The organism is Streptomyces zaomyceticus, from assembly GCF_014656215.1.
In the GTDB taxonomy this organism is placed as follows: domain Bacteria; phylum Actinomycetota; class Actinomycetes; order Streptomycetales; family Streptomycetaceae; genus Streptomyces; species Streptomyces zaomyceticus.
In genome coordinates, this window is sequence record NZ_BNBZ01000001.1 from 534378 (window position 1) to 552298 (window position 17921).

19 protein-coding genes are annotated in these 17921 nt (G+C 73.3%); 5 read left to right on the top strand and 14 right to left on the bottom strand.

Features of this window, described 5'->3' with window-relative positions:
* From IE311_RS02305 to IE311_RS02340, 8 genes are all read right to left on the bottom strand, one after another.
* A complete protein-coding gene (locus IE311_RS02305) occupies positions 1–798 on the bottom strand; it encodes an ABC transporter permease (protein WP_189829784.1) in 798 nt (265 codons plus the stop codon).
* Positions 785–1639 carry a 2-aminoethylphosphonate ABC transporter permease subunit gene (locus IE311_RS02310; protein WP_189829785.1) on the bottom strand — a complete coding sequence of 285 codons (855 nt, stop codon included), beginning with the start codon at positions 1637–1639 and terminating at the stop codon, positions 785–787. Before IE311_RS02310 ends, IE311_RS02305 begins: the two co-directional genes overlap by 14 nt.
* Entirely contained in the window at positions 1632–2684 is a 1053-nt protein-coding gene (locus tag IE311_RS02315) for an ABC transporter ATP-binding protein (RefSeq protein ID WP_189829786.1), read from the bottom strand. Before IE311_RS02315 ends, IE311_RS02310 begins: the two co-directional genes overlap by 8 nt.
* Complete coding sequence (locus IE311_RS02320; RefSeq protein ID WP_373313726.1) at positions 2681–3367, bottom strand: phosphonatase-like hydrolase; 687 nt, start codon at positions 3365–3367, stop codon at positions 2681–2683. Before IE311_RS02320 ends, IE311_RS02315 begins: the two co-directional genes overlap by 4 nt.
* Positions 3364–4500, bottom strand: coding sequence for a TIGR03364 family FAD-dependent oxidoreductase (locus tag IE311_RS02325; RefSeq protein ID WP_189829787.1), 1137 nt, complete (start codon positions 4498–4500; stop codon positions 3364–3366). Before IE311_RS02325 ends, IE311_RS02320 begins: the two co-directional genes overlap by 4 nt.
* Before the next feature lie 171 nt (positions 4501–4671).
* Positions 4672–5430 (bottom strand): GntR family transcriptional regulator, encoded by a 759-nt coding sequence (locus IE311_RS02330; RefSeq protein ID WP_189829788.1) that lies wholly within the window; start codon positions 5428–5430, stop codon positions 4672–4674.
* A gap of 50 nt (positions 5431–5480) precedes the next feature.
* Positions 5481–6515, bottom strand: a complete 1035-nt coding sequence (locus tag IE311_RS02335; RefSeq protein WP_189829789.1) for a hypothetical protein — start codon at positions 6513–6515, stop codon at positions 5481–5483.
* 320 nt (positions 6516–6835) lie between these two features.
* A complete protein-coding gene (locus IE311_RS02340) occupies positions 6836–7903 on the bottom strand; it encodes an ROK family transcriptional regulator (protein ID WP_229901664.1) in 1068 nt (355 codons plus the stop codon).
* 71 nt (positions 7904–7974) lie between these two features.
* On the opposite strand from IE311_RS02340, the gene IE311_RS02345 reads away from it, so the two are divergent.
* Together IE311_RS02345 and IE311_RS02350 are read left to right on the top strand one after the other, a co-directional pair.
* A complete protein-coding gene (locus IE311_RS02345) occupies positions 7975–9096 on the top strand; it encodes a Gfo/Idh/MocA family protein (protein ID WP_189829934.1) in 1122 nt (373 codons plus the stop codon).
* Positions 9093–9578, top strand: a complete 486-nt coding sequence (locus tag IE311_RS02350; protein ID WP_189829790.1) for a heme-degrading domain-containing protein — start codon at positions 9093–9095, stop codon at positions 9576–9578. Before IE311_RS02345 ends, IE311_RS02350 begins: the two co-directional genes overlap by 4 nt.
* Positions 9579–9658: 80 nt before the next feature.
* Here the strand turns inward: IE311_RS02350 and IE311_RS02355 are convergent, their stop codons facing one another.
* From IE311_RS02355 to IE311_RS02370, 4 genes are all read right to left on the bottom strand, one after another.
* Positions 9659–10516 (bottom strand): fumarylacetoacetate hydrolase family protein, encoded by an 858-nt coding sequence (locus IE311_RS02355; protein ID WP_189829791.1) that lies wholly within the window; start codon positions 10514–10516, stop codon positions 9659–9661.
* A 137-nt stretch (positions 10517–10653) separates the two neighbouring features.
* A complete protein-coding gene (locus tag IE311_RS02360) occupies positions 10654–11394 on the bottom strand; it encodes a YidC/Oxa1 family membrane protein insertase (RefSeq protein WP_189829792.1) in 741 nt (246 codons plus the stop codon).
* Between the two features lie 176 nt (positions 11395–11570).
* Positions 11571–11867, bottom strand: coding sequence for a DUF6412 domain-containing protein (locus IE311_RS02365; RefSeq protein WP_189829793.1), 297 nt, complete (start codon positions 11865–11867; stop codon positions 11571–11573).
* A gap of 206 nt (positions 11868–12073) precedes the next feature.
* Complete coding sequence (locus tag IE311_RS02370; RefSeq protein ID WP_189829794.1) at positions 12074–12610, bottom strand: winged helix-turn-helix transcriptional regulator; 537 nt, start codon at positions 12608–12610, stop codon at positions 12074–12076.
* Positions 12611–12713: 103 nt separating this feature from the next.
* On the opposite strand from IE311_RS02370, the gene IE311_RS02375 reads away from it, so the two are divergent.
* Entirely contained in the window at positions 12714–14210 is a 1497-nt protein-coding gene (locus IE311_RS02375; protein ID WP_189829795.1) for an MFS transporter, read from the top strand.
* Between the two features lie 69 nt (positions 14211–14279).
* Here IE311_RS02375 and IE311_RS02380 read toward each other — a convergent pair whose 3' ends face one another.
* Positions 14280–15110 carry a class E sortase gene (locus tag IE311_RS02380; RefSeq protein ID WP_189829796.1) on the bottom strand — a complete coding sequence of 277 codons (831 nt, stop codon included), beginning with the start codon at positions 15108–15110 and terminating at the stop codon, positions 14280–14282.
* Positions 15111–15172: 62 nt separating this feature from the next.
* On the opposite strand from IE311_RS02380, the gene IE311_RS02385 reads away from it, so the two are divergent.
* Complete coding sequence (locus IE311_RS02385) at positions 15173–16180, top strand: SEC-C domain-containing protein (protein WP_189829797.1); 1008 nt, start codon at positions 15173–15175, stop codon at positions 16178–16180.
* A gap of 26 nt (positions 16181–16206) precedes the next feature.
* A complete protein-coding gene (locus tag IE311_RS02390; RefSeq protein ID WP_189829798.1) occupies positions 16207–16686 on the top strand; it encodes a very short patch repair endonuclease in 480 nt (159 codons plus the stop codon).
* Here the strand turns inward: IE311_RS02390 and IE311_RS02395 are convergent.
* The gene (locus IE311_RS02395; protein WP_189829799.1) at positions 16657–17832 is read right to left on the bottom strand and encodes a DNA cytosine methyltransferase; all 1176 of its coding nucleotides are present in this window, start codon (positions 17830–17832) and stop codon (positions 16657–16659) included. The genes IE311_RS02390 and IE311_RS02395 overlap by 30 nt on opposite strands.
* Positions 17833–17921 lie beyond the last annotated feature (89 nt).

Below are 17921 nucleotides of genomic sequence, written 5' to 3' on the forward strand. Positions count from 1 at the left end.
CTAGCGGAAGGAAGCTCGGTTGCGGATACGGGAGACGGCGAGCAGGACGAGCAGGGTGGCGGTCATGAGGACCACGGCGAGCGCCGAGCCGGTGAACAGGGAGCCACGGTCGGTGGCGGTGAAGACGAGCACCGGGAGCGGCATCCAGTCCGGCGGATAGAGCATCATCGTGGCGCTCAGCTCTCCCATGGAGAGGGCGAAGCAGAGTCCGGCGGCCGCGTTCAGGGACGGCAGCAGGAGCGGGAGCCGCACCCGGAGCAGGACGTACGAGGGGCGGGCGCCGAGGCCGGCCGCCGCCTGCTCGTACATCGGGTCGAGCCGCTCGATCGCGGCCGAGACCGACTGGTGGGCGAAGGCCGTGACGAGGACGGTGTGCGCGAGGATCACGATCCAGCGGGTGCCGTTGAGGAGGACCGGCGGCTGCGAGTAGGCGACGAGGACGGCGAGGCCGACGACCACGGACGGTACGGCGACCGGCAGCATGAACAGGGCGTCGAGGACCCTCTTGCCCTTCCTGCCGAGCGCGGCCCCGGCGAGCGCGGCCCAGGTGCCGACGGTCAGCGCGATCAGGCTCGCGGTGACGGCGGTGACCAGGCTGGTGGTGAGGGCTTGGAGGGACTCGCCGCGGACGGCCGCCGCGTAGTGCGCGGTGGTCGGTCCCGAGGGGAGGGCGCCGGACCAGTTCGTGGAGAACGAGGCGGCGACGATGACGAGGAGCGGGAGGGCGAAGAGCGGGACGAAGAGGACGGCGAACACGATCCAGGCCGTCCACCTGCCCGTACGGCTATGCACCAGCACGGCGGCTCACCCCCCGGTAGAGGGCGTAGAGGCCCACGGAGAGGGCGACGTTGACGACGGCGACGACACACGCGGCGGCGTAGTCCGATTCGAGGATCGCCTTGCCGTAGACGAGCATCGGGAGGGTCGTCACACCCTTGGCTCCGGTGAAGAGGACGATCCCGAACTCGTTGAGGCACAGGACGAGGACGAGGCTGCCGCCGGCGGCGAGCGCGGGCAGCGCCTCCGGCAGGATCACCTGCCGGACGATCCGCAGGGGCCGGGCGCCGAGCGAGGAGGCGACCTCCAGCTGGGCCGTCTCCATCTGCGAGAAGGCGGCGAGCAGCGGCCGCACCACGAACGGGGTGAAGTACGTGATCTCGGCGAGCAGCACGCCCCACGGGGTGGTCAGGAACCGGAACGGCCCCGCGGGGTCGCCGGTGACGTCGGTCCAGAGGCCGTTGGCCATCCCGACCGTGCCGTAGAGGAAGAGCAGGGCGAGGGTGATCAGGAAGGACGGGAAGGAGAGGAAGACGTCGATGAACTTCGCCACCGCCTTCCCGCCGGGGAACGGCACGAACGCGATCACGACCGCGAGCACGAAGCCGAGGACCAGACAGCCCGCGGTGGAGGCGACGGCGAGCCACACCGTGGTGCCGAGGGCCTCGCGGAAGGACGCGGAGGCGAGGACGTCGGTGTAGGCGCCGGGGGCCAGGGACTCCTGGACGACGAGGGCCAGCGGATAGAGGAAGACGAGCGCGAGGACGGCGACGGGGGGAAGGGCCCAGACCCAGACGGGGGTGGTGCGCCTCCTCGTGGGCGCCCGTCCGGCCGGGGCGGCGGCGCCCACGGCGCTAGCCATCCGACACCCCCGCTGCGAGCAGCACCGCGTCGTCGGGCGCGAAGTGCAGCGTGACCTCGGCCCCGAGCGGTGGCGTCTCCCGCAGCTCCCGTACGTCGGCCTTCACCCGGTGTCCGTCCACCTCCACGTACAGCCGGTGGGTGGAGCCCCGCCACTGGACCTCGGCGATCCGGCCCCGCAGCGCGTTCGGGCCGTCGCCGAGTCCGACCAGGTGGGGCCGTACGCAGAGGGTGGCGCCCGCGCCGGGGGTCACGCCGTCGGTGGCGACCTTCAGCTCGGTCTCCCCGAAGGCGACCCCGCCCGTGCCGACGGTCACCGGCAGCAGGTTGGCGTTGCCGACGAACGAGGCGGTGAACTCCGTACGCGGTCTGCGGTACAGGTCCTGCGGGGTGCCGCAGTCCTGGAGCCGGGCCCTGTCCATGACGGCGATGCGGTCCGCGAGGGTCAGCGCCTCGACCTGGTCGTGGGTGACGTACAGGATCGACACCTCGGGCAACTCGCGGTGCAGCCGGGCGAGTTCGGCCAGCATTCCGGAGCGCAGCCGGGCGTCGAGCGCGGACAGCGGCTCGTCGAGGAGGAGGACCTCGGGCCGGATGGCGAGCGCCCGCGCGATGGCGACGCGCTGCTGCTGGCCGCCGGAGAGCTCCCGGGGGTACCGGTGGGCGTAGGCGGCCATGCCGGTCATCTCCAGGGCCTCGGCGACCCGGCCGGGGATCTCTCCCTTCGGCGTCTTCCGCGCCTTCAGGCCGAAGGCGACGTTGGCCTCGACCCGCAGGTGCGGGAAGAGGGCGTACTGCTGGACGACCATCCCGATCCCCCGCTTGTACGGCGGGAGGCCGGTGACGTCACGGTCGCCGATGAACACCCGCCCGGCGGCCGGCCGCACGAAGCCCGCGACGGCCCGCAGCGCGGTGGTCTTGCCGGAGCCCGAGGGCCCGAGGAGGGCCATCACCTCGCCGGGCTCGACGGTCAGGTCGAGGCGGTCGAGGACGGTGGTGCCGCCGTACGCGACGGACACGGCGTCGAAGCGGATGCCGCTGGTCATGCGTCGGACTCCCTGATCAGCGCGGGGAGTTCGGCGACCGAGGCCAGGACGTGCGTCGCGCCGTGCGCCCTGAGCGCCGCCTCGTCGTGCGCGCCCGTCAGGACGCCCGCGACGGTCCCGGCGCCGGAGCGGACGCCGCTGAGCATGTCGTACGAGGTGTCGCCCGCGACGGCGATCCGCCGGACGTCGTCGACGGCTCCGGTGCGGAGGAGGGCCGCGAGGACCATGTCGGGGTACGGGCGGCCCCGGCCGCCGGCGTCGGCCGGGCAGAGGGTGAGGCCGACGAGGTCGCGCCAGCCGAGGGCGTCGAGGATGGCGTCCTGGGTGACCCGGGCGAAGCCGGTGGTGAGGACGACGGTCCTGCCGTCCTCCTTCAGCTCGGCGATCGCCTCGGCCGCGCCGGGGACGGGGGCGATCAGGCCGCCGGTGACGAGTTCTCCGTAGGCCTCCTCGAAGGCGGTGTTGGCCTGCCGGGCGCGGGTCTCGTCGCCGCCGAGGAGGTGGCGGAAGACGGAGATCTTGGACTCGCCCATGGTGGCGCGGACGTAGTCGATCATCGTGGCGGGGTCTTCGCCGAGGCGTTCGGCGGCGGCGGTGAAGGCCCGCTCGACGAGGCCGCCGTCGGCGACGGTGGTGCCGGCCATGTCCAGGACGACGAGGTCGAGATCGTTCACGGTGTTCACCAGCCCAGTTCGTTCGCGGTCGTCTCGGCGATGGCGGGCGAGCAGGTCATGCCGCGGCCGCCGGGCCCGGTCACCAGCCACACGCCGTCGCGGACCCGCTGGCGGTGCACGACCCGGCCGGTGTCGACGCACTGCGCGTACACCCCGGCCCAGCGGCGTCTGATCTTCGGCAGCGGGCGGCCGAGGAAGGACTCGACGACGCGGGTGAGGTGCTCGTAGGGGTCTTCGAGGGTGTCGAAGGCGAAGGGGTGCTCGTACTCGTGGGTGTCGCCGATGGTCAGTCCGCCGTCGAGGCGCTGCACCATGAGCAGCTGCATCCCGTGGGCGGCGGCGGTCGGGTCCTGCGGCTGTCCGGCCTTGAGGGCGTCGAGGGCCTCGGAGGCGTAGGCCGGGTAGTAGCGGAAGGAGTCCGCGTCGGCGACGGAGGTGGTGAGGGGCTCGCCGAGGGGTTCGGTCTGCATCATCTGGAGCCTGACCCGGCGGACGGGTATCTCGCCGGCGATCTCGCGGACGAGTCCGGAGAGCCAGGCGCCGGTGCACAGGACGACGGCGTCGCCGGTGTGGACCTCGCCGCGGTCGTCGCGGACGGCGTTCTCTCCGACGACGTCCCGGACCTCGCGGTTCGGCAGGAAGGTGTACTTCCCGGTGGCCAGGAGGGCCTCGCGGAGGGCGAGTTGCGCGAGGCGTGGTTCGACGGCCGCGTCCCGCTCGCACCGGAGCGCGGCCTGGGCCCCGCCCTTGGCGAACGCGCCGCGCAGGGCCGGGTTGACCGCGAGGGCCTCGGCGGGCGTGAGCAGCTCGTAGCCGCGGGCGGCGGCGTCGGGGCGGGCCAGGGCGGCCTCGGCGACGGCGAGCTCCAGCTCGTTCCGTACGGGGGTGAGGGAGCCGTTGGCCCGGAAGCCGATCCCGGGGACCCGGGCCCCGATGCCCTCCCAGAGTTCGCGGGCGCGCAGGGCGGTGTCCAGTTCCTCTCCGCCCGCCCGTCCGCTCACCCAGATCTGCCCGAAGTTGCGGAGGGACGCCCCGCGCGCTTCGGTCTCGCGCTCGATGTGTACGACCTCGTGGCCGCGTTCCACTGCCTGCCAGGCGTGCATGGTTCCCACCACGCCGGCTCCTACGACGATCACCTTCATGACGTCGACGGTCGTGGCGGCGGGTGTCCCGGACGGGGCGGGTGGACGACGGGACGGTGAACGGACCGACAAGCTTGGACCAGACCCGTTACCTTCTCGTGATCCGAGCCTCCGGGTCCGTGCCGGTCCGGCCCGCCCCGACACCGCAGAGACCGCCCCGTACGGGGGGACTCAGCCCTGCTCCCCCAGATGCGCGGTGAAGCTGAACCTGTCCCCCCGGTAGAGGGTGCGGACCCGCTCCAGGGGCCGCCCCGAGGTGTCCCGGGACACACGGTGGAGCAGCAGCATCGGAAGCGCCGGCGGGGTGCCGATCAGCAGGGCCTCACGGGGGGTGGCGAGCACCGTCTCGATGCGCTCGTCGGCGTCGCCGAACGAGATGCCGAGGTGGTCGTGGAGGTAGGCGTAGAAGGAGGAGTCCGGGTCGAACTCGGTGTCCAGTCGCGGGGCACGGGCCTCGGAGACGTACGTGCTCTCCAGACCGACCCGCTCGTCGTCGGCGAGCAGGACGCGCTCCATGTGCCAGACGGGCTCGCCGCGTTCGGCGCCGACCTCGGGGGCGAGCGCCTCCGGGCAGGGGAAACGGTCGAGCGAGATGAGGCTGCGGCCGGGGCGGCGGCCCTGCCGGCGCACGCCCTCCGTGTAGCTGGCGAGCGAGAGGGGCTGTTCGAGCTTCGGGCCCGCGACGACCGTGCCCCGGCCCCGGCGGCGCAGCCGCCCCTCCAGGAGGAGTTCGCGCAGCGCCTGCCGGACGGTCTCGCGGGACACCTCGTACCGGACGGCGAGGTCGCGCTCGGTGGGCAGTAGCCCGCCCTCCCCCAACTCGTCGACCATCAGGGCGAGTTTCGCCTTGACGGCGTAGTACTTGGGCACGCGGCCGTGCTCCGGGACGCCGGAGTTGACGGGGGCGCCGGGGGTGTTCTGGTAGGTCACCGGGGGATGGTCGCAGACGGGGATGAACGGGAAGGTGTACGTGGCATGGCTCAGCGGTGCCGCGGGCGGCGGTGGGCGCGGACGAGGACGACGCCGAGGAGCACGAGCGCGACGGCGACCGGGGCGAGGAGCAGGGCGTACTCCTTCGACTGCCGTCCCGTGCGCGCGAGTTCGTTGCCGAGGTCGGCGGCCACGGGGGCTTCCTGGTCCCGGGGGGAGCCCGGCGGCCGGGACGCGGGCGCGGGAGACCCGGAGGGGTCGGGCGCGCCGGATGTGTCAGGTACGGGGTCTCCCGGGTCCGCGGGCCGGGCGGGACCGATGGTGAGGCGGTAGTCGCCGGACTCGCCGACCCAGTCGCCGTCGATGCCCCGGCGCTGCACGACGGCGGCGTTCACGACGACGTCGCCGGGAGCGGCCTCCGCGCGGAAGGCGAGCCGTACGGGCACGGTGAGGGTCCGGCCCGCGGGGACGGCGAAGCCGCCGAAGCCGCCGAGGAGGTCGGAGCCGTCGGACCTGCCGGAGCCGCCCGGGTCCGCGGAGCCGTCGGGGCCGTCGGGGCCGTCGGGGTCTGCGGAGCCGTCGGGGCCGTCGGGGCCGGTGAACACGCCCACGTTCTCCGCCTCATCGGTCGCCTCGAAGGTCACCGGCCGCCAGCGCGCGCCCACCTCGTCGTAGAACTCGAAGCGGATCTGCTCCGGCCGCAGCACCCGCCCCCGGTCCGCGAGGACGAGCACGGGGTGGACTCCGGAGCAGGGCGCGTCGGTGGTGTTGGTGAGGTCGAGCTTCCACTCCTGGAAGGACCCGCCGGCCGGGTAGTCGGCGGGGCCGCCGTGGATCCGGGTGTCGAGGGGGAAGGCGGAGCCGGTGGGGGTGCCGCAGGTGGGGGCGGGGGGATCGGGCGCGGGGGCGTGGGGGGCCGGGGGCGCGGGTGCCCACGGGCCGGCCGGCGAGGCCGGGGACGACAGGGCCGGTACCGACAGGGCCGGTGCGGCGCCCGCCAGATGGGCCGTCGCGGCGGCGGCCAGGGCGGCCGCCGTCGTCAGGGCGGCGCGGGTGCCGCGCGGTCGCGGGGGGGTGGTTGCCATGGGCGGAGGGCCTTTGCTGCTCGCGGGCGTACGGGTCGGCCGCGACGCTGCCACGCGGGGGCGGGCGGGCCGGGGAGCGACGCCGGGCGCACCCCCCGAACGGCCTGGCCGATCCGCCCGATCGGCCTACTTTCCTACTGTCGTACTTCGCCGCGTGCTTGCGTTCCCGCGTGCTTGCGTTCCCGCGTGTCCGCCGACCCGCCTGTCTGCTTGCTTGCTCGCCTGCTCGCCTGACGGCCTGGGGAGACCCTTCGCCTGACGGCCTGGGGAGACTCCGGCACCGGACGACGCGGGCCCGACCGGCAGGATCCGGAAGAGATCTAGGCGCCGAAGACCGGCGCGAGGACCAGCCAGGCCGCCCCCACCGCCACCGCGTCCCGCTCCCCCGCCACCTCCACCGGCGCCGTCAGGCCCAGTCCGGCCAGGACCTCCCGCACCCCGGCCGCGTACCCCTCCGGCGCCGCGAGGACCACCCGGCCGCCCAGCAGCACCTGGTCGATGTCGAGCAGCCGTACGAGGTTGGCCGCGCCCGCGCCGAGGATGCGCGCGGCCCCGGCCGTGTCGCCGCGCGCGACGGCCGCCAGACACAGGACCTCCAGGCAGCCGCGCCCGCCGCAGTCGCACGGGGGTCCGTCGAGCTGCACGGTCTGGTGGCCGAGTTCGCCCGCCCCCGTCCTGTCGCCCCGCAGCGGCGCCCCGCCGAGGACGAGTCCCGCGCCGAGCCCCGTACCGAGGTGGACATAGGCGAAGGAGTCGGGGGCGGCGGGGCGCAGGGCGAGGCCGAGAGCGGCGGCGTTGGTGTCCTTGTCGAGGACGACGGGCAGCCCGAGGCGCCCGGCCAGCTCCTCGCGGACGGGGTGGCCCTCCCATGCGGGGAAGCCGGTCACCCGGCCCGGCACCCCCGCCCGGTGGTCCAGCGGGCCCGGCATGGCGACCCCGGCCCCGAGGACGGCGCCGGGCGGGGCCGCTTCGGCCAGGAGCTCCCGCACCTCCTCCGTCACCGCGTCCAGGACCGGGCCGGCGCCCTCCCCCAGGTCCAGGGCGCGTCGGCGGAGGGCGACGACCGTGCCGGCGAGGTCGGTGAGGAGGGTCGTCAGCTCGTCGCGGTCGAGGTGGACGCCGACGGCGTACCCGGCGGAGGGGACGAGCCGCAGGACCGTGCGCGGCTTGCCGCCGGTCGAGGCGCGGTGTCCGGCCTCCGTGGCGAGGCCCTCGGTCCGCAGCCGTGCGGTGATCTTGCTGACGGCCTGCGGGGTGAGCCCGGTCCGCTCGGCCAGCTCCAGACGGCTGATCCCGGTCTCGCCCGCCACACGCAACAGGTCGAGCACGAGCGCCGCGTTGTGGCTGCGCAGTGCCGGCACGTTCACTCCACCCAGGTCCGTCTTCACCCGCCCATTGTCGCTGTCGCTTGCACTTTGGCAACACCGTTGCTTAAGTGAGGGGCATGACTGGCACCGACATGACCGGCGCGGGCCCCACCGGCCCCGCCACGACGGGCACCTCCCCCCGCACCCCCCTCCGCGTCGGACTCGTCGGCTACGGCCTCGCGGGCTCCGTCTTCCACGCCCCGCTGATCGCCGCCTCCGAGGACCTCACCCTCGCCGCCGTCACCACCGGCAACCCCGAGCGGGCCGCCGAGGCCCGCGCCGCCCACCCCGGCGTCCGGGTCGTCGCCACCCCCGAGGAGCTGTGGGAGGACGGAGCGGCCGACGCACTCGATCTCATCGTCGTCGCCTCCCCCAACAAGACGCACGTCGAGATCGCCACGGCCGCCCTGGAAGCCGGTCTCCCGGTCGTCGTCGACAAGCCGCTGGCCGGGACCGCCGTCGAGGCCCGGGCCCTCGCCGCCCTCGCCGAGGAGCGGGGCCTGCTGCTCTCCGTCTTCCAGAACCGCCGCTGGGACAACGACTTCCTCACCCTGCGCCGGCTCGTCGACGAGGGCGCGCTCGGCGAGGTCCAGCGCTTCGAGTCCCGCTTCGAGCGCTGGCGTCCGCTCCCCAAGGGCGGCTGGCGCGAGTCCGGCGCGCCCGCGGAGATCGGCGGGCTGCTCTACGACCTCGGCAGCCATGTCGTCGACCAGGCCCTCGTCCTCTTCGGCCCGGTGGTCTCGGTGTACGCCGAGTCGGACGTGCGCCGGCCGGGAGCCGAGGCCGACGACGACACCTTCCTCGCGCTCACCCACGCGAACGGTGTCCGCTCCCACCTGTACGTCAGCGCCACCACCGCCCAGCTCGGCCCCCGCTTCCGGGTGCTCGGGCAGCGCGCGGGCTTCGTGAAGTACGGGCTCGACCCCCAGGAGGCCGCCCTGCGCGAGGGCCTGCGGCCCGTGCCGGGCGCGGTGTGGGGCGTGGAGCCGAAGGAGCTGTCGGGCCGGCTCGGCTCCGGCGAGTCCCCGCTGACCGGTGGCGGCACCCCGGTCGAGTCCCTGCCGGGCGACTACCCGGCGTACTACGCGGCCGTCGCCGACGCCCTGCGCGGCACCGGCGAGAACCCGGTCACGGCGCACGAGGCCGCGGCCGCGCTCGATGTCCTGGAGGCGGCGAAGCGGTCCGCCCGCGAGGGAATCACGGTGGCGCTGTGAACGACCGGGAGGTGAGCGAGCTGGAGGCCCAGGAAGCCCGGCTGGTCCTCCCCCGGTTCACGTACGAGGACGCCTGGACGCTCGGCACCCTGCTCGTCGGCATGGCGCGCGAGCGGGAGGCGCCGGTGGCGATCGACATCCGGCGCGGGCCCCAGCAGCTGTTCCACTGCGCGCTGCCCGGTTCCAGTGCGGACAACGACGCCTGGATCGACCGCAAGCGACGGGTCGTCGAGCGGTACGGCGTGAGCTCGTTCCTGGTCGGGGCCCGGTTCCGCGCCAAGGGGACGACGTTCGAGGAGTCCTCGCGCCTCGACCCCGACCGGTACGCGGCGCACGGCGGCGCGTTCCCCCTCGCGGTCGAGGGTGCGGGCGTGATCGGCTCGGTCACGGTCTCGGGGCTTCCGCAGGCCGAGGACCACGCCATGGTCGTCGAGGCGCTGGAGCGCTTGATCGGCGGCTCGCCCGCCTCCGCCGCGGGCTGACGACGGAGAGCGGCGGCGCCCCGCGCGGGGCGCCGCCGTTCTCCCGAGGAAGGGTGCGAGGAAGGGTGTGCCGGGCGGGATCAGGCGCCCTTGAGCTCCTGCCGCTGCCGGCCGAGCCCGTCGACCTCCAGCTCGACGACGTCACCCGGGCGCAGGTACGGCTTGGGCTCCGGCTGCCCCATCGCGACACCCGCGGGCGTGCCGGTGTTGATGATGTCGCCGGGGTGGAGGGTCATGAACCGGCTGACGTACCGGACGACCTCCGCGACCGGGAAGATCTGGTCCGAGGTGTGACCGTCCTGCTTGAGCTCGCCGTTGACCCAGAGCCGCAGGCCGAGCGCCTGCGGGTCGGGCACCTCGTCGGCGGTGACCAGCCAGGGGCCGAGCGGGTTGAAGGTCTCGCAGTTCTTGCCCTTGTCCCAGGTGCCGCCGCGCTCGATCTGGAACTCGCGCTCGGACACGTCGTGGGCCACGGCGTACCCGGCGACGTGCGCGAGCGCCTCCTCGTCGGTCTCCAGGTAGCGGGCGGTGCGGCCGATGACGATGGCGAGCTCCACCTCCCAGTCGGTCTTCACCGAGCCGCGCGGTACGAGCACCGTGTCGTCCGGGCCGACGACGGTGTCGGCGGCCTTGAGGAAGACGACGGGCTCGGCGGGGGTGGCCTGGCCGGTCTCGGCGGCGTGCCCGTGATAGTTCAGCCCGATGCACACGACCTTGCCGATCCGCCCGACGGGCGGGCCGACGCGCAGCCCGGTGACGTCGAGCGCGGGCAGCACTCCCGCGCCGGCGGCGGCTCGCACCCGGTCCAGGGCGGAGCCGTCGGCGAGCAGACTGCCGTCGATGTCGTCGACCAGCGCGGACAGGTCGCGAAGCGTCCCCTCCTGGTCGAGCAGGGCGGGACGCTCGGCTCCGGGCGGGCCGACACGCAGCAGCTTCATGGACTTCTCCCTGTGGTCGAGGCGGGCCCGGGAAGGGCCCTGAGGTACCCCGGCCGATGGAGTGCGGCCATCGGAGGATTGGTCGATCCTCCAAGACAACGGGTCACTCTGCAAGACCCCGTTCAGCCACTGGACCCTTACGCGCGAGTAGCAAGCGGTGCGGTGCCCTCCTTCCGGCCCTGGTCCCGGAAGAGGAAGGCCCGCTCGACGGCGGTCCAGGTGGTGCTGGTCACGACGTAGAGGGCGGCGGCGAGGGGGACGACGGCGACCGTGATCAGGGTCGCGAAGGAGAGCAGCGGCATCACCTTGGCGATGGCTCCCGCGCCCGGCGTGGGCTGCCCGAGGTCGAGGGGCTGGGCGGCGAGCTGGGCCTTGGTGCGCCGGTACGTGAACGTGGCCACGGCCGCGACGAGCGCGAAGAGGACGAGGTAGACCCGCCCGGCCGGACCGAGGACACCGCCGTGGGCGAGGGCGTCGGCCCAGTGGTCGCCGAGCGGAGCGGCGAGCAGGGTGTGCCCGGTCATGCGGTCGCCGGAGAACAGGTGGTACATGAGCAGGAACGCGGGCGCCTGGAGCAGGCTGGGCAGGATGCCGGCGAACGGCGACACCTTCTCCCGAGCGTGCAGCTCCATCGTCGCCTTCCGCAGCCGCTCGGGGTTCTTGGCGTGCTTCTTGCGGAGCGCGGCGAGCTCCGGCGCGATCCGGGTGCGCGCCTTCTGACCGCGGGCCGAGGCCCGGGACAGCGGGTGGATCGCGAGGCGCACGAGCATCGTGAAGAGGACGATCGCGGCGGCCGTGGCGGTGGTCGCGAAGAGCGGCTGGAGCAGGTCGGCGAGCCGCTCGACCAGGGAGCCGAAGGCGGAAAGGATGACGGACAAGGGGAGCCCTCCATGGGGTCTCGTCGTGCCGGGGAGATGGTGTTTCTCGGCATGACGGATCCGCGTGAAGGGTGTCCGGTGCGGGGTGCGCCCCTGAGCGTCGCACCCGGGAGGGTGCGCACCTCTCGGGTGCGCGTCTCACGGGGTGCGCGCCTGTGCGGTGCGCGAAAGGCTCCCTACGCGGCCGTCGGGAGGGGACGGCCGGGAGCGCGGGGTCTGCGACGCCCCGCGGCGTCGGGATCGCGCTGGGGCAGGAAGGCGGTGCGCCGCTCGCGGTCGCGGATGGCGGTGCGGACGGCGGTGGGCGGTACGGCCGGGGCCGTACGGGCTCCGAACAGGGCGCAGACGACGGTGGTCGCGGCGAGGGCGACGGCGGCGGAGACGCCGGCGCCGTCGGAGAGGAGGAGATCGGCGAGGGCGAGGAGGAAGAAGAGCGGCGCGAGGACGCGCAGGACCAGGCTTCTGGTCGTCATCTCCGCACCCCCTCTCGACCGCCGCGCGGTGTCTCACCGAGAGGACGTGCGGAACGATCCGGAAGTTCCCGCGACCGGGAGGAAATCGGCACTTCTCATCTCCCGCGTCGCCCAGCCGCGGGGGCTCGCGGCCGGATGCGGACTCCTGGCCTGGTGCGGGTCCTGGCCGGATGCGGGTCCTGGCCGGATGCGGGCTCGCGGCCCCGCTACGAAGGCTCCTGCCCCGGCTGCAGCGGGGTGAGGAGCCGGCGAGGCGCCAGGAGGGCACGGCTGACGGGGTCCGCAGGGTCCCGGTCGAGCCCGGCGCCGGGCCGCATCTCGACGTCGGCGGGAGGGACGGGGACGCGGCAGGCCGGGCATTCGCCGTACGCGCCGAGTTCGGTGCCGCAGTCGGCGTGGTGGAAGTGGCGTACCGCTACGGCTCCGGGGAGCTCGGCCCGGCCCCAGGCGCCGAGCGAGCGCAGGACGGGCCAGAGGGCGAGGCCGCGTCCGGTCAGCACGTACTCGTCGCGCGGCGGTGATTCCCGGTAGCGCCGCCGGTCGAGGACGCCGGCCTCGACGAGGGCCTGGAGCCGGGCGGCGAGGACGGCGCGGGGGGCGCCGAGGTGGACGAGGAAGTCGTTGTAGCGGCGTACGCCGTAGAAGGCGTCGCGGACGACGAGCAGGGTCCAGCGCTCGCCGACGACTTCGAGGGCGCGGGCGATGGAGCACTGCTGCTGGGCGTAGTCCTTGCCGAGGGCCATGGAATGCAGCGTACCCAATCAAGGTTCAATGAATGAACCATGCTGGTACCTTGACCGTCTGCACCGAGTTCGTTCACCGAACCGACGGGTGGAAAGGTCTCCCATGCCCCAGCCCGCGCCCACCGCCCACACCCCCGCCCCGCCCCGGGGCGTCCCCACCCGCACCCGCCCCGGGGCCGCCCTCGCCGTCACCGCCGCGGCCACCGCCGTCGCGCTGATGAACTACACGGCCCCGATGCTCACCCTCCCCGACATGGCCGCCGCCTTCGGGACGCCGGACTCCGCCCGGGCCTGGCTGCTCAACGGCACCCCCCTCGGCCTCGCCGTCCTCCTCCTGGTGGCCGGCAGCCTCGCCGACGCGCACGGGCGCCGCCGGATCTTCCTCCTCGGCACCCTCGCCCTCGGCCTCACGACCGCCCTCGGCGGCCTCGCGGGCTCCACCCTCACCTTCACCGCCGCCCGGATCGCCCAGGGCGCGGCAAGCGCGGCGGTCCTGGCGGGCAGCCTCGGGCTGCTCGCCCACGCGTACCCGGCGGGCCGGGACCGGATCAGGGCCACCGGCATATGGGGAGCGTCGGTCAGCGGCGGCATCGCGCTCGGCCCGCTGCTCGCGGGCACGCTGAGCCTGGTGGACTGGCGGCTCGCGTACGAGGCGCTGGGCGTCGCGGCGCTCGTGATCGCGGCCGTGGGCGCGCGCACGCTGCCGGACGACCGAGCGGCGGAACGCCCGCTCGGAGCGGGCTCCCACCCGGACCGGGCAGCAGGAGGACCGGCCCCGACTGACCCCCACCCCGACCGCGCGACAGCGGAACCCGCCGCGGCGGGCCCCCGGCTGGACCTCGCGGGCGCGACCGTCCTCGGTCTGGCCCTAACGGCGCTGCTCACCGCCCTCACCCTGGGCCGGGACGGCTGGCTGCGGCTCCCCGTGGCCCTGCTGCTCCTCGCGTCCCTGGTGCTGGTGGCGCTGTTCGTGGCCGTCGAGCATCGGAGCCGTACCCCCATGGTGGAGCCGGCGCTGCTGCGGCGGCCCGCCTTCCTGGCGTCGACGCTGGGGGCGTTGTTCACGGGGTTGGCGGTGATCGGCCTGTTCAGCGTGGTGCCCGCGCTGCTCCAGGCGGGGACGGGGGCCGGGCCGGGGATGTCGCCGCTCGGTGCGGCGTGGCTGTTCGTGCTCTGGTCGGGCACGGCGTTCCTGGTGGCCCTCCAGTCGCGCCGACTCGCGGGACGGCTCTCCGCCCCGTACCAGCTGACGCTCGGGTTCGTCCTGTCGGCGGCCGGAGTCCTGGCCCTGCTGGGCTCCCTGGACGGTCCGGCCGGCTCCTGGCCGCGCCTGCTCCCGGGTCTGGTGGTGGCCGGCGCGGGCAGCGGCCTCCTGAACGCGGCGCTGCCCCGGCTCGCGGTCGACTCCGTACCGCCGGAGCGGGCGGCGATGGGTTCGGGGGCGAACAACACCGCGCGCTACATCGGCTCCTCGGCGGGTGTGGCCCTGATGCTGGCGCTCGCGGCGACGGGCCCGGACATCGCCGTGCTGGTCTCGGCGGCGCTCGCCCTGACCGGCGCCGGGATCACGCTGGCTCTCGGACGACGGCCGCGTCCGTGAACTCCTCCGGGTAGGGGAGGGGAAGCCACAGCAGGTGGGGCCGGCGTCCGATCACCCGGACGAGCCTCACTACGGGACCAGCTTCGCCCAGACGACGAGCCGATGGGCACTGCTGAACTCGGGGGTGCAGGTGGTGAGGGTGAGATAGGCGCCGGGGGCGTCGTACCCGTAGGAGGGTCTGACGATCGACCGGGGCACGGCCCGCACCACCCCCACGTCCCGCGGAGCGGTCCGCGGCAGGATCCGGTCGACCCGATAGGTGTACGTGGCGTCCCGGGTCCGCACGGAGATCTCGTCCCCCTTCACGAGCCGGTTGATGTACCGGAAGGGCTCACCGTGGGTGTTGCGGTGCCCGGCGAGCGCGAAGTTCCCGGTCCGGCCGGGGGCGGCCGTACCGGGATAGTGCCCGGCGTACCCCTTGTCGAGCACGGACCGCTTGGACACTCCGTGGGCGACGGGAACGGTGAGACCGAGACGCGGGATACGGAGAACGGCGAAGGCGGCGGAGGAGGACGGGGCGGGGGCCCCGGTACGAGTCGGGGCGGGCGTCCCGGAGTCGGCCGGGTCGCCGGCGGAGGAATCGGAGGACGGCTCCTCGGCCCGCGGAACATCCGCCGGGGCACCGCCGGAGGAATCGGTGGGGGACCCGGCGGGGAGATCGGCGGGGGAATCGACGGGGCGAGAGATGTCCCACTCCCGCTCCAGGACCCGCACCTGCCGGCCGGCCTCGGCGCGGGCCTGCTGATTGGTCCACCAGAGCTGATGGACCACGAGAAGAAGAACGACGACCCCGCAGGTGACGACGGTCTCGGCACACACCCACAGCACACGGGCACCCGTACGGCGCCGCCCTCGCGACTGGACGACGACCGGCACCCGCTGCCCCACCCTGGCCCGCACGCGGGCACGATAAGCGCTGAGGCGCCAACTCTCCAGGCCCGTACAGCAGTACGGTGGAGGGCATGCGCCCCGACACGCCTGCCGCCCACGCCACCGAAGCCGAGCGCCTGCTGCGCACGGCCGGGCAGTACCCGGGAGACCGGGAACCCCTCTACCTCCAGGCCGCGGCACACCTGGAACTGGCGGGCGACCGCCCGGCCGCGACGGCCCTCTACGACACCCTGCTCGCCTCCTCCCCCTCCCCCGGGAACCCGCTCCTGATCAGGGCGCTGAAGGCGGCGAACCTGTGGGAGTACGGCCACGAGGCCGAGGCCCGGGCGATCATCGAGGGCATCCGGCGGGAGAAGCCCGAGGACGCGGCACCGTGGGAGATCGCGGCGGAGACGCTGGAGGCCCACGACGAACTGGAGGCGGCCGAGTCCACGCTGACGGAGGCGGCGGACCTCCTGGTCACCTCCGAGGAACTCCCCCACGCCACCCAGTCGCTCCTGGCGACGCGCCACCGCGTCCGCAGGATGCTGGCCCTGCCGCACGACGAGGGGGACGACCTGGCGGACCGCCTGCACACGGCGGCGGTCCCCCTCGACGAACTCCACGACCCGAAGCGCCTGTGGTCACTGGGCTCGGAGGACCCGGCGGAACTCCAGGCGGAGATCACGAGACTCCGCTCGGAACTGGGCACGTACCGCACGGCCCTCTCCCGCCCGTTCCCGGTGGCGGTCCTCCACTGGCCGGAACCGGAACTGGACGAGCTGCTGGCGGCCTACCCGGAACTGGAGGCGGAGTACCCCACGTACAGAGCCCACCTGACCGACATCGAGGCCTCACTCCGAGAACTCGCCCAGGCGGGCACCCCGAACCTGGGCATCGTCCGGGCGACGGTCCCCTCATACGAAGCCTTCGCGGCCTCGGAATCCACCCACCCCTCGAACGCGGACCTGCTCCCCCAGTACGCGACAACCCTGGCGGCCCGGGGCAAGGCGGCGGCTTGGCCACCGGGGCGCAGCGAGGACTGCTGGTGCGGTTCGGAGAGGACGTACGGGGAGTGCCACGGGGGCGCACAGAACTAGCAGCCGCTCCCGAAAGGAACTGGCAGATGCACGAGGCCGGGCCCTGGGTCCCTCCGGAAGGTTCCTGGGCGTCGTCCGCAGGAAGACGCCGCAACATGCAGGCGATCCGGAGCCGAGACACCAGGCCGGAGCGGCTTCTGCGAAGGCTCCTGCACGCCCAAGGGCTCCGCTACCGGGTAGCAGCCAGGCCCCTTCCTGATCTGCGGCGCACGGCTGACATCGTCTTCCGTCCAGCGAAGGTGGCGGTCTTCGTCGACGGGTGCTATTGGCACGGCTGCCCTGAGCACTACGTCCCGCCCAAAACAAATCCCGGATACTGGTCAGAAAAAGTCGCGGGCAATATAGCCCGCGACCGGGACACCGACCGTCGTCTTACTGATGCCGACTGGACGGTTCTGCGCTTCTGGGAACACCAAGCCCCCGAAGAATGTGCGGATGCTGTTTTCCACGCGGTCCTCGAACGCCGGAATCAGCTTCTAGAGAGGAAGCTCCGGCGCAACGAGTGAAGGGTCGTCTTCGGCCTCGAACTCCGGAGTGGGATCTTCATGAAGGGGGCCGGTGCGCAACAGTGCTTCTCTGATGCTCTCGCCGACCGCCGCGGCGACCGGAGCAGGGAATGCGTTCCCGACCTGCCGGTAGCGAGCAGTCTTCCCGCCCCCCTTGAATTCCCACGTCTCGGGAAAGCCCTGGATCAGGGCTGCCTGCGCAACCGTGAGCTTGGGCCCTCGTTCCAGAGTGCCAAGGTCACGGTCGGGGTCGACCATCTTGTCCTCGTCATTGGCTACACCCATGGCATCTACGCCGAGAGCGGCCCATGCCTTCTTCGCCCTCGTGGGGCCAAGGTCCGCGCCGCCGTGCTTCTTGGAACCACCCACCAGCGTGGGGGCGACCGTGCCCAGGCTCGCGTTCTTCAACCACTCCACGTAGCGAGGAGAGTCCTTACCGCCAAGCCGTCGCTCCATAGACGGGCCCAGTGCTTGAGCAACCGTCCTGATCTTCTTTTCCGGCTCCGGCCAGGAAAAGCCCCGGTACTCGTCTTCCCTGATGGCAACCAGGATTGCGCGAGGGCGGAGCTGCGGCACCCCGAAGTCCTGGGCATGCAGAACCCGCCAGCCGCAAATCACATACCCGGCCTTCCGGAGCCGGTTCTTGATGTGGTTGCGGTAGTAGCGGAATTTACGCTCGGGCTCCAGCAGGCCGCGAACATTCTCAATCATTACCGCGCGGGGCTGGAGCTGATCAACAAGGTCGAGCATGGTGGGAAACAGATCACGCTCGTCCTCACGGCCGAGCTGCTTGCCCGCAGCAGAGAACGGCGGGCAGGGAACCCCGCCAGCAAGGAGATCGAGCTGGCGCGGCCTGAGCAGTCCTGCCCCGCCCTCGGGGAAAGACTCGCCCCCATCCGATTCAGGGGCCGGAACCTCCTCCAAGGGGCGGAAGCTCTTGACGTCTACCTGGCGGACCAGGCAGTGCTCCTTCTCCCAGCGCCACTCAGGCCGGTTCTCGATGTTGTGCCGCAGTGTCTCAGCGGCATGCTTGTCGATCTCGACCAGCGCGAGATGCCGGAAGCCAGCCTGGTGAAGCCCCACCGCTTGGCCACCGGCACCCGCACAGATCTCAATCGAGGTCAGCTTGCGGTCGGTGGTTCCCATGGACCCCTCCAGGTGCGGTGCTTGCAGACATGCAAGTGTCGCATCTCCCGCTGACAGGAAGCACGAGACCGACCTGCGACCACTTCCTG

Bases quoted from the DNA above. Each gene is read 5' to 3' on its own strand.
- IE311_RS02310 (WP_189829785.1), bottom strand. From the start codon at position 1,639: ATGGCTAGCGCCGTGGGCGCCGCCGCCCCGGCCGGACGGGCGCCCACG.
- IE311_RS02315 (WP_189829786.1), bottom strand. From the start codon at position 2,684: ATGACCAGCGGCATCCGCTTCGACGCCGTGTCCGTCGCGTACGGCGGC.
- IE311_RS02325 (WP_189829787.1), bottom strand. From the start codon at position 4,500: ATGAAGGTGATCGTCGTAGGAGCCGGCGTGGTGGGAACCATGCACGCC.
- IE311_RS02335 (WP_189829789.1), bottom strand. From the start codon at position 6,515: ATGGCAACCACCCCCCCGCGACCGCGCGGCACCCGCGCCGCCCTGACG.
- IE311_RS02345 (WP_189829934.1), top strand. From the start codon at position 7,975: ATGACCGGCGCGGGCCCCACCGGCCCCGCCACGACGGGCACCTCCCCC.
- IE311_RS02355 (WP_189829791.1), bottom strand. From the start codon at position 10,516: ATGAAGCTGCTGCGTGTCGGCCCGCCCGGAGCCGAGCGTCCCGCCCTG.
- IE311_RS02365 (WP_189829793.1), bottom strand. From the start codon at position 11,867: ATGACGACCAGAAGCCTGGTCCTGCGCGTCCTCGCGCCGCTCTTCTTC.
- IE311_RS02370 (WP_189829794.1), bottom strand. From the start codon at position 12,610: ATGGCCCTCGGCAAGGACTACGCCCAGCAGCAGTGCTCCATCGCCCGC.
- IE311_RS02375 (WP_189829795.1), top strand. From the start codon at position 12,714: ATGCCCCAGCCCGCGCCCACCGCCCACACCCCCGCCCCGCCCCGGGGC.
- IE311_RS02385 (WP_189829797.1), top strand. From the start codon at position 15,173: ATGCGCCCCGACACGCCTGCCGCCCACGCCACCGAAGCCGAGCGCCTG.
- IE311_RS02390 (WP_189829798.1), top strand. From the start codon at position 16,207: ATGCACGAGGCCGGGCCCTGGGTCCCTCCGGAAGGTTCCTGGGCGTCG.
- IE311_RS02395 (WP_189829799.1), bottom strand. From the start codon at position 17,832: ATGGGAACCACCGACCGCAAGCTGACCTCGATTGAGATCTGTGCGGGT.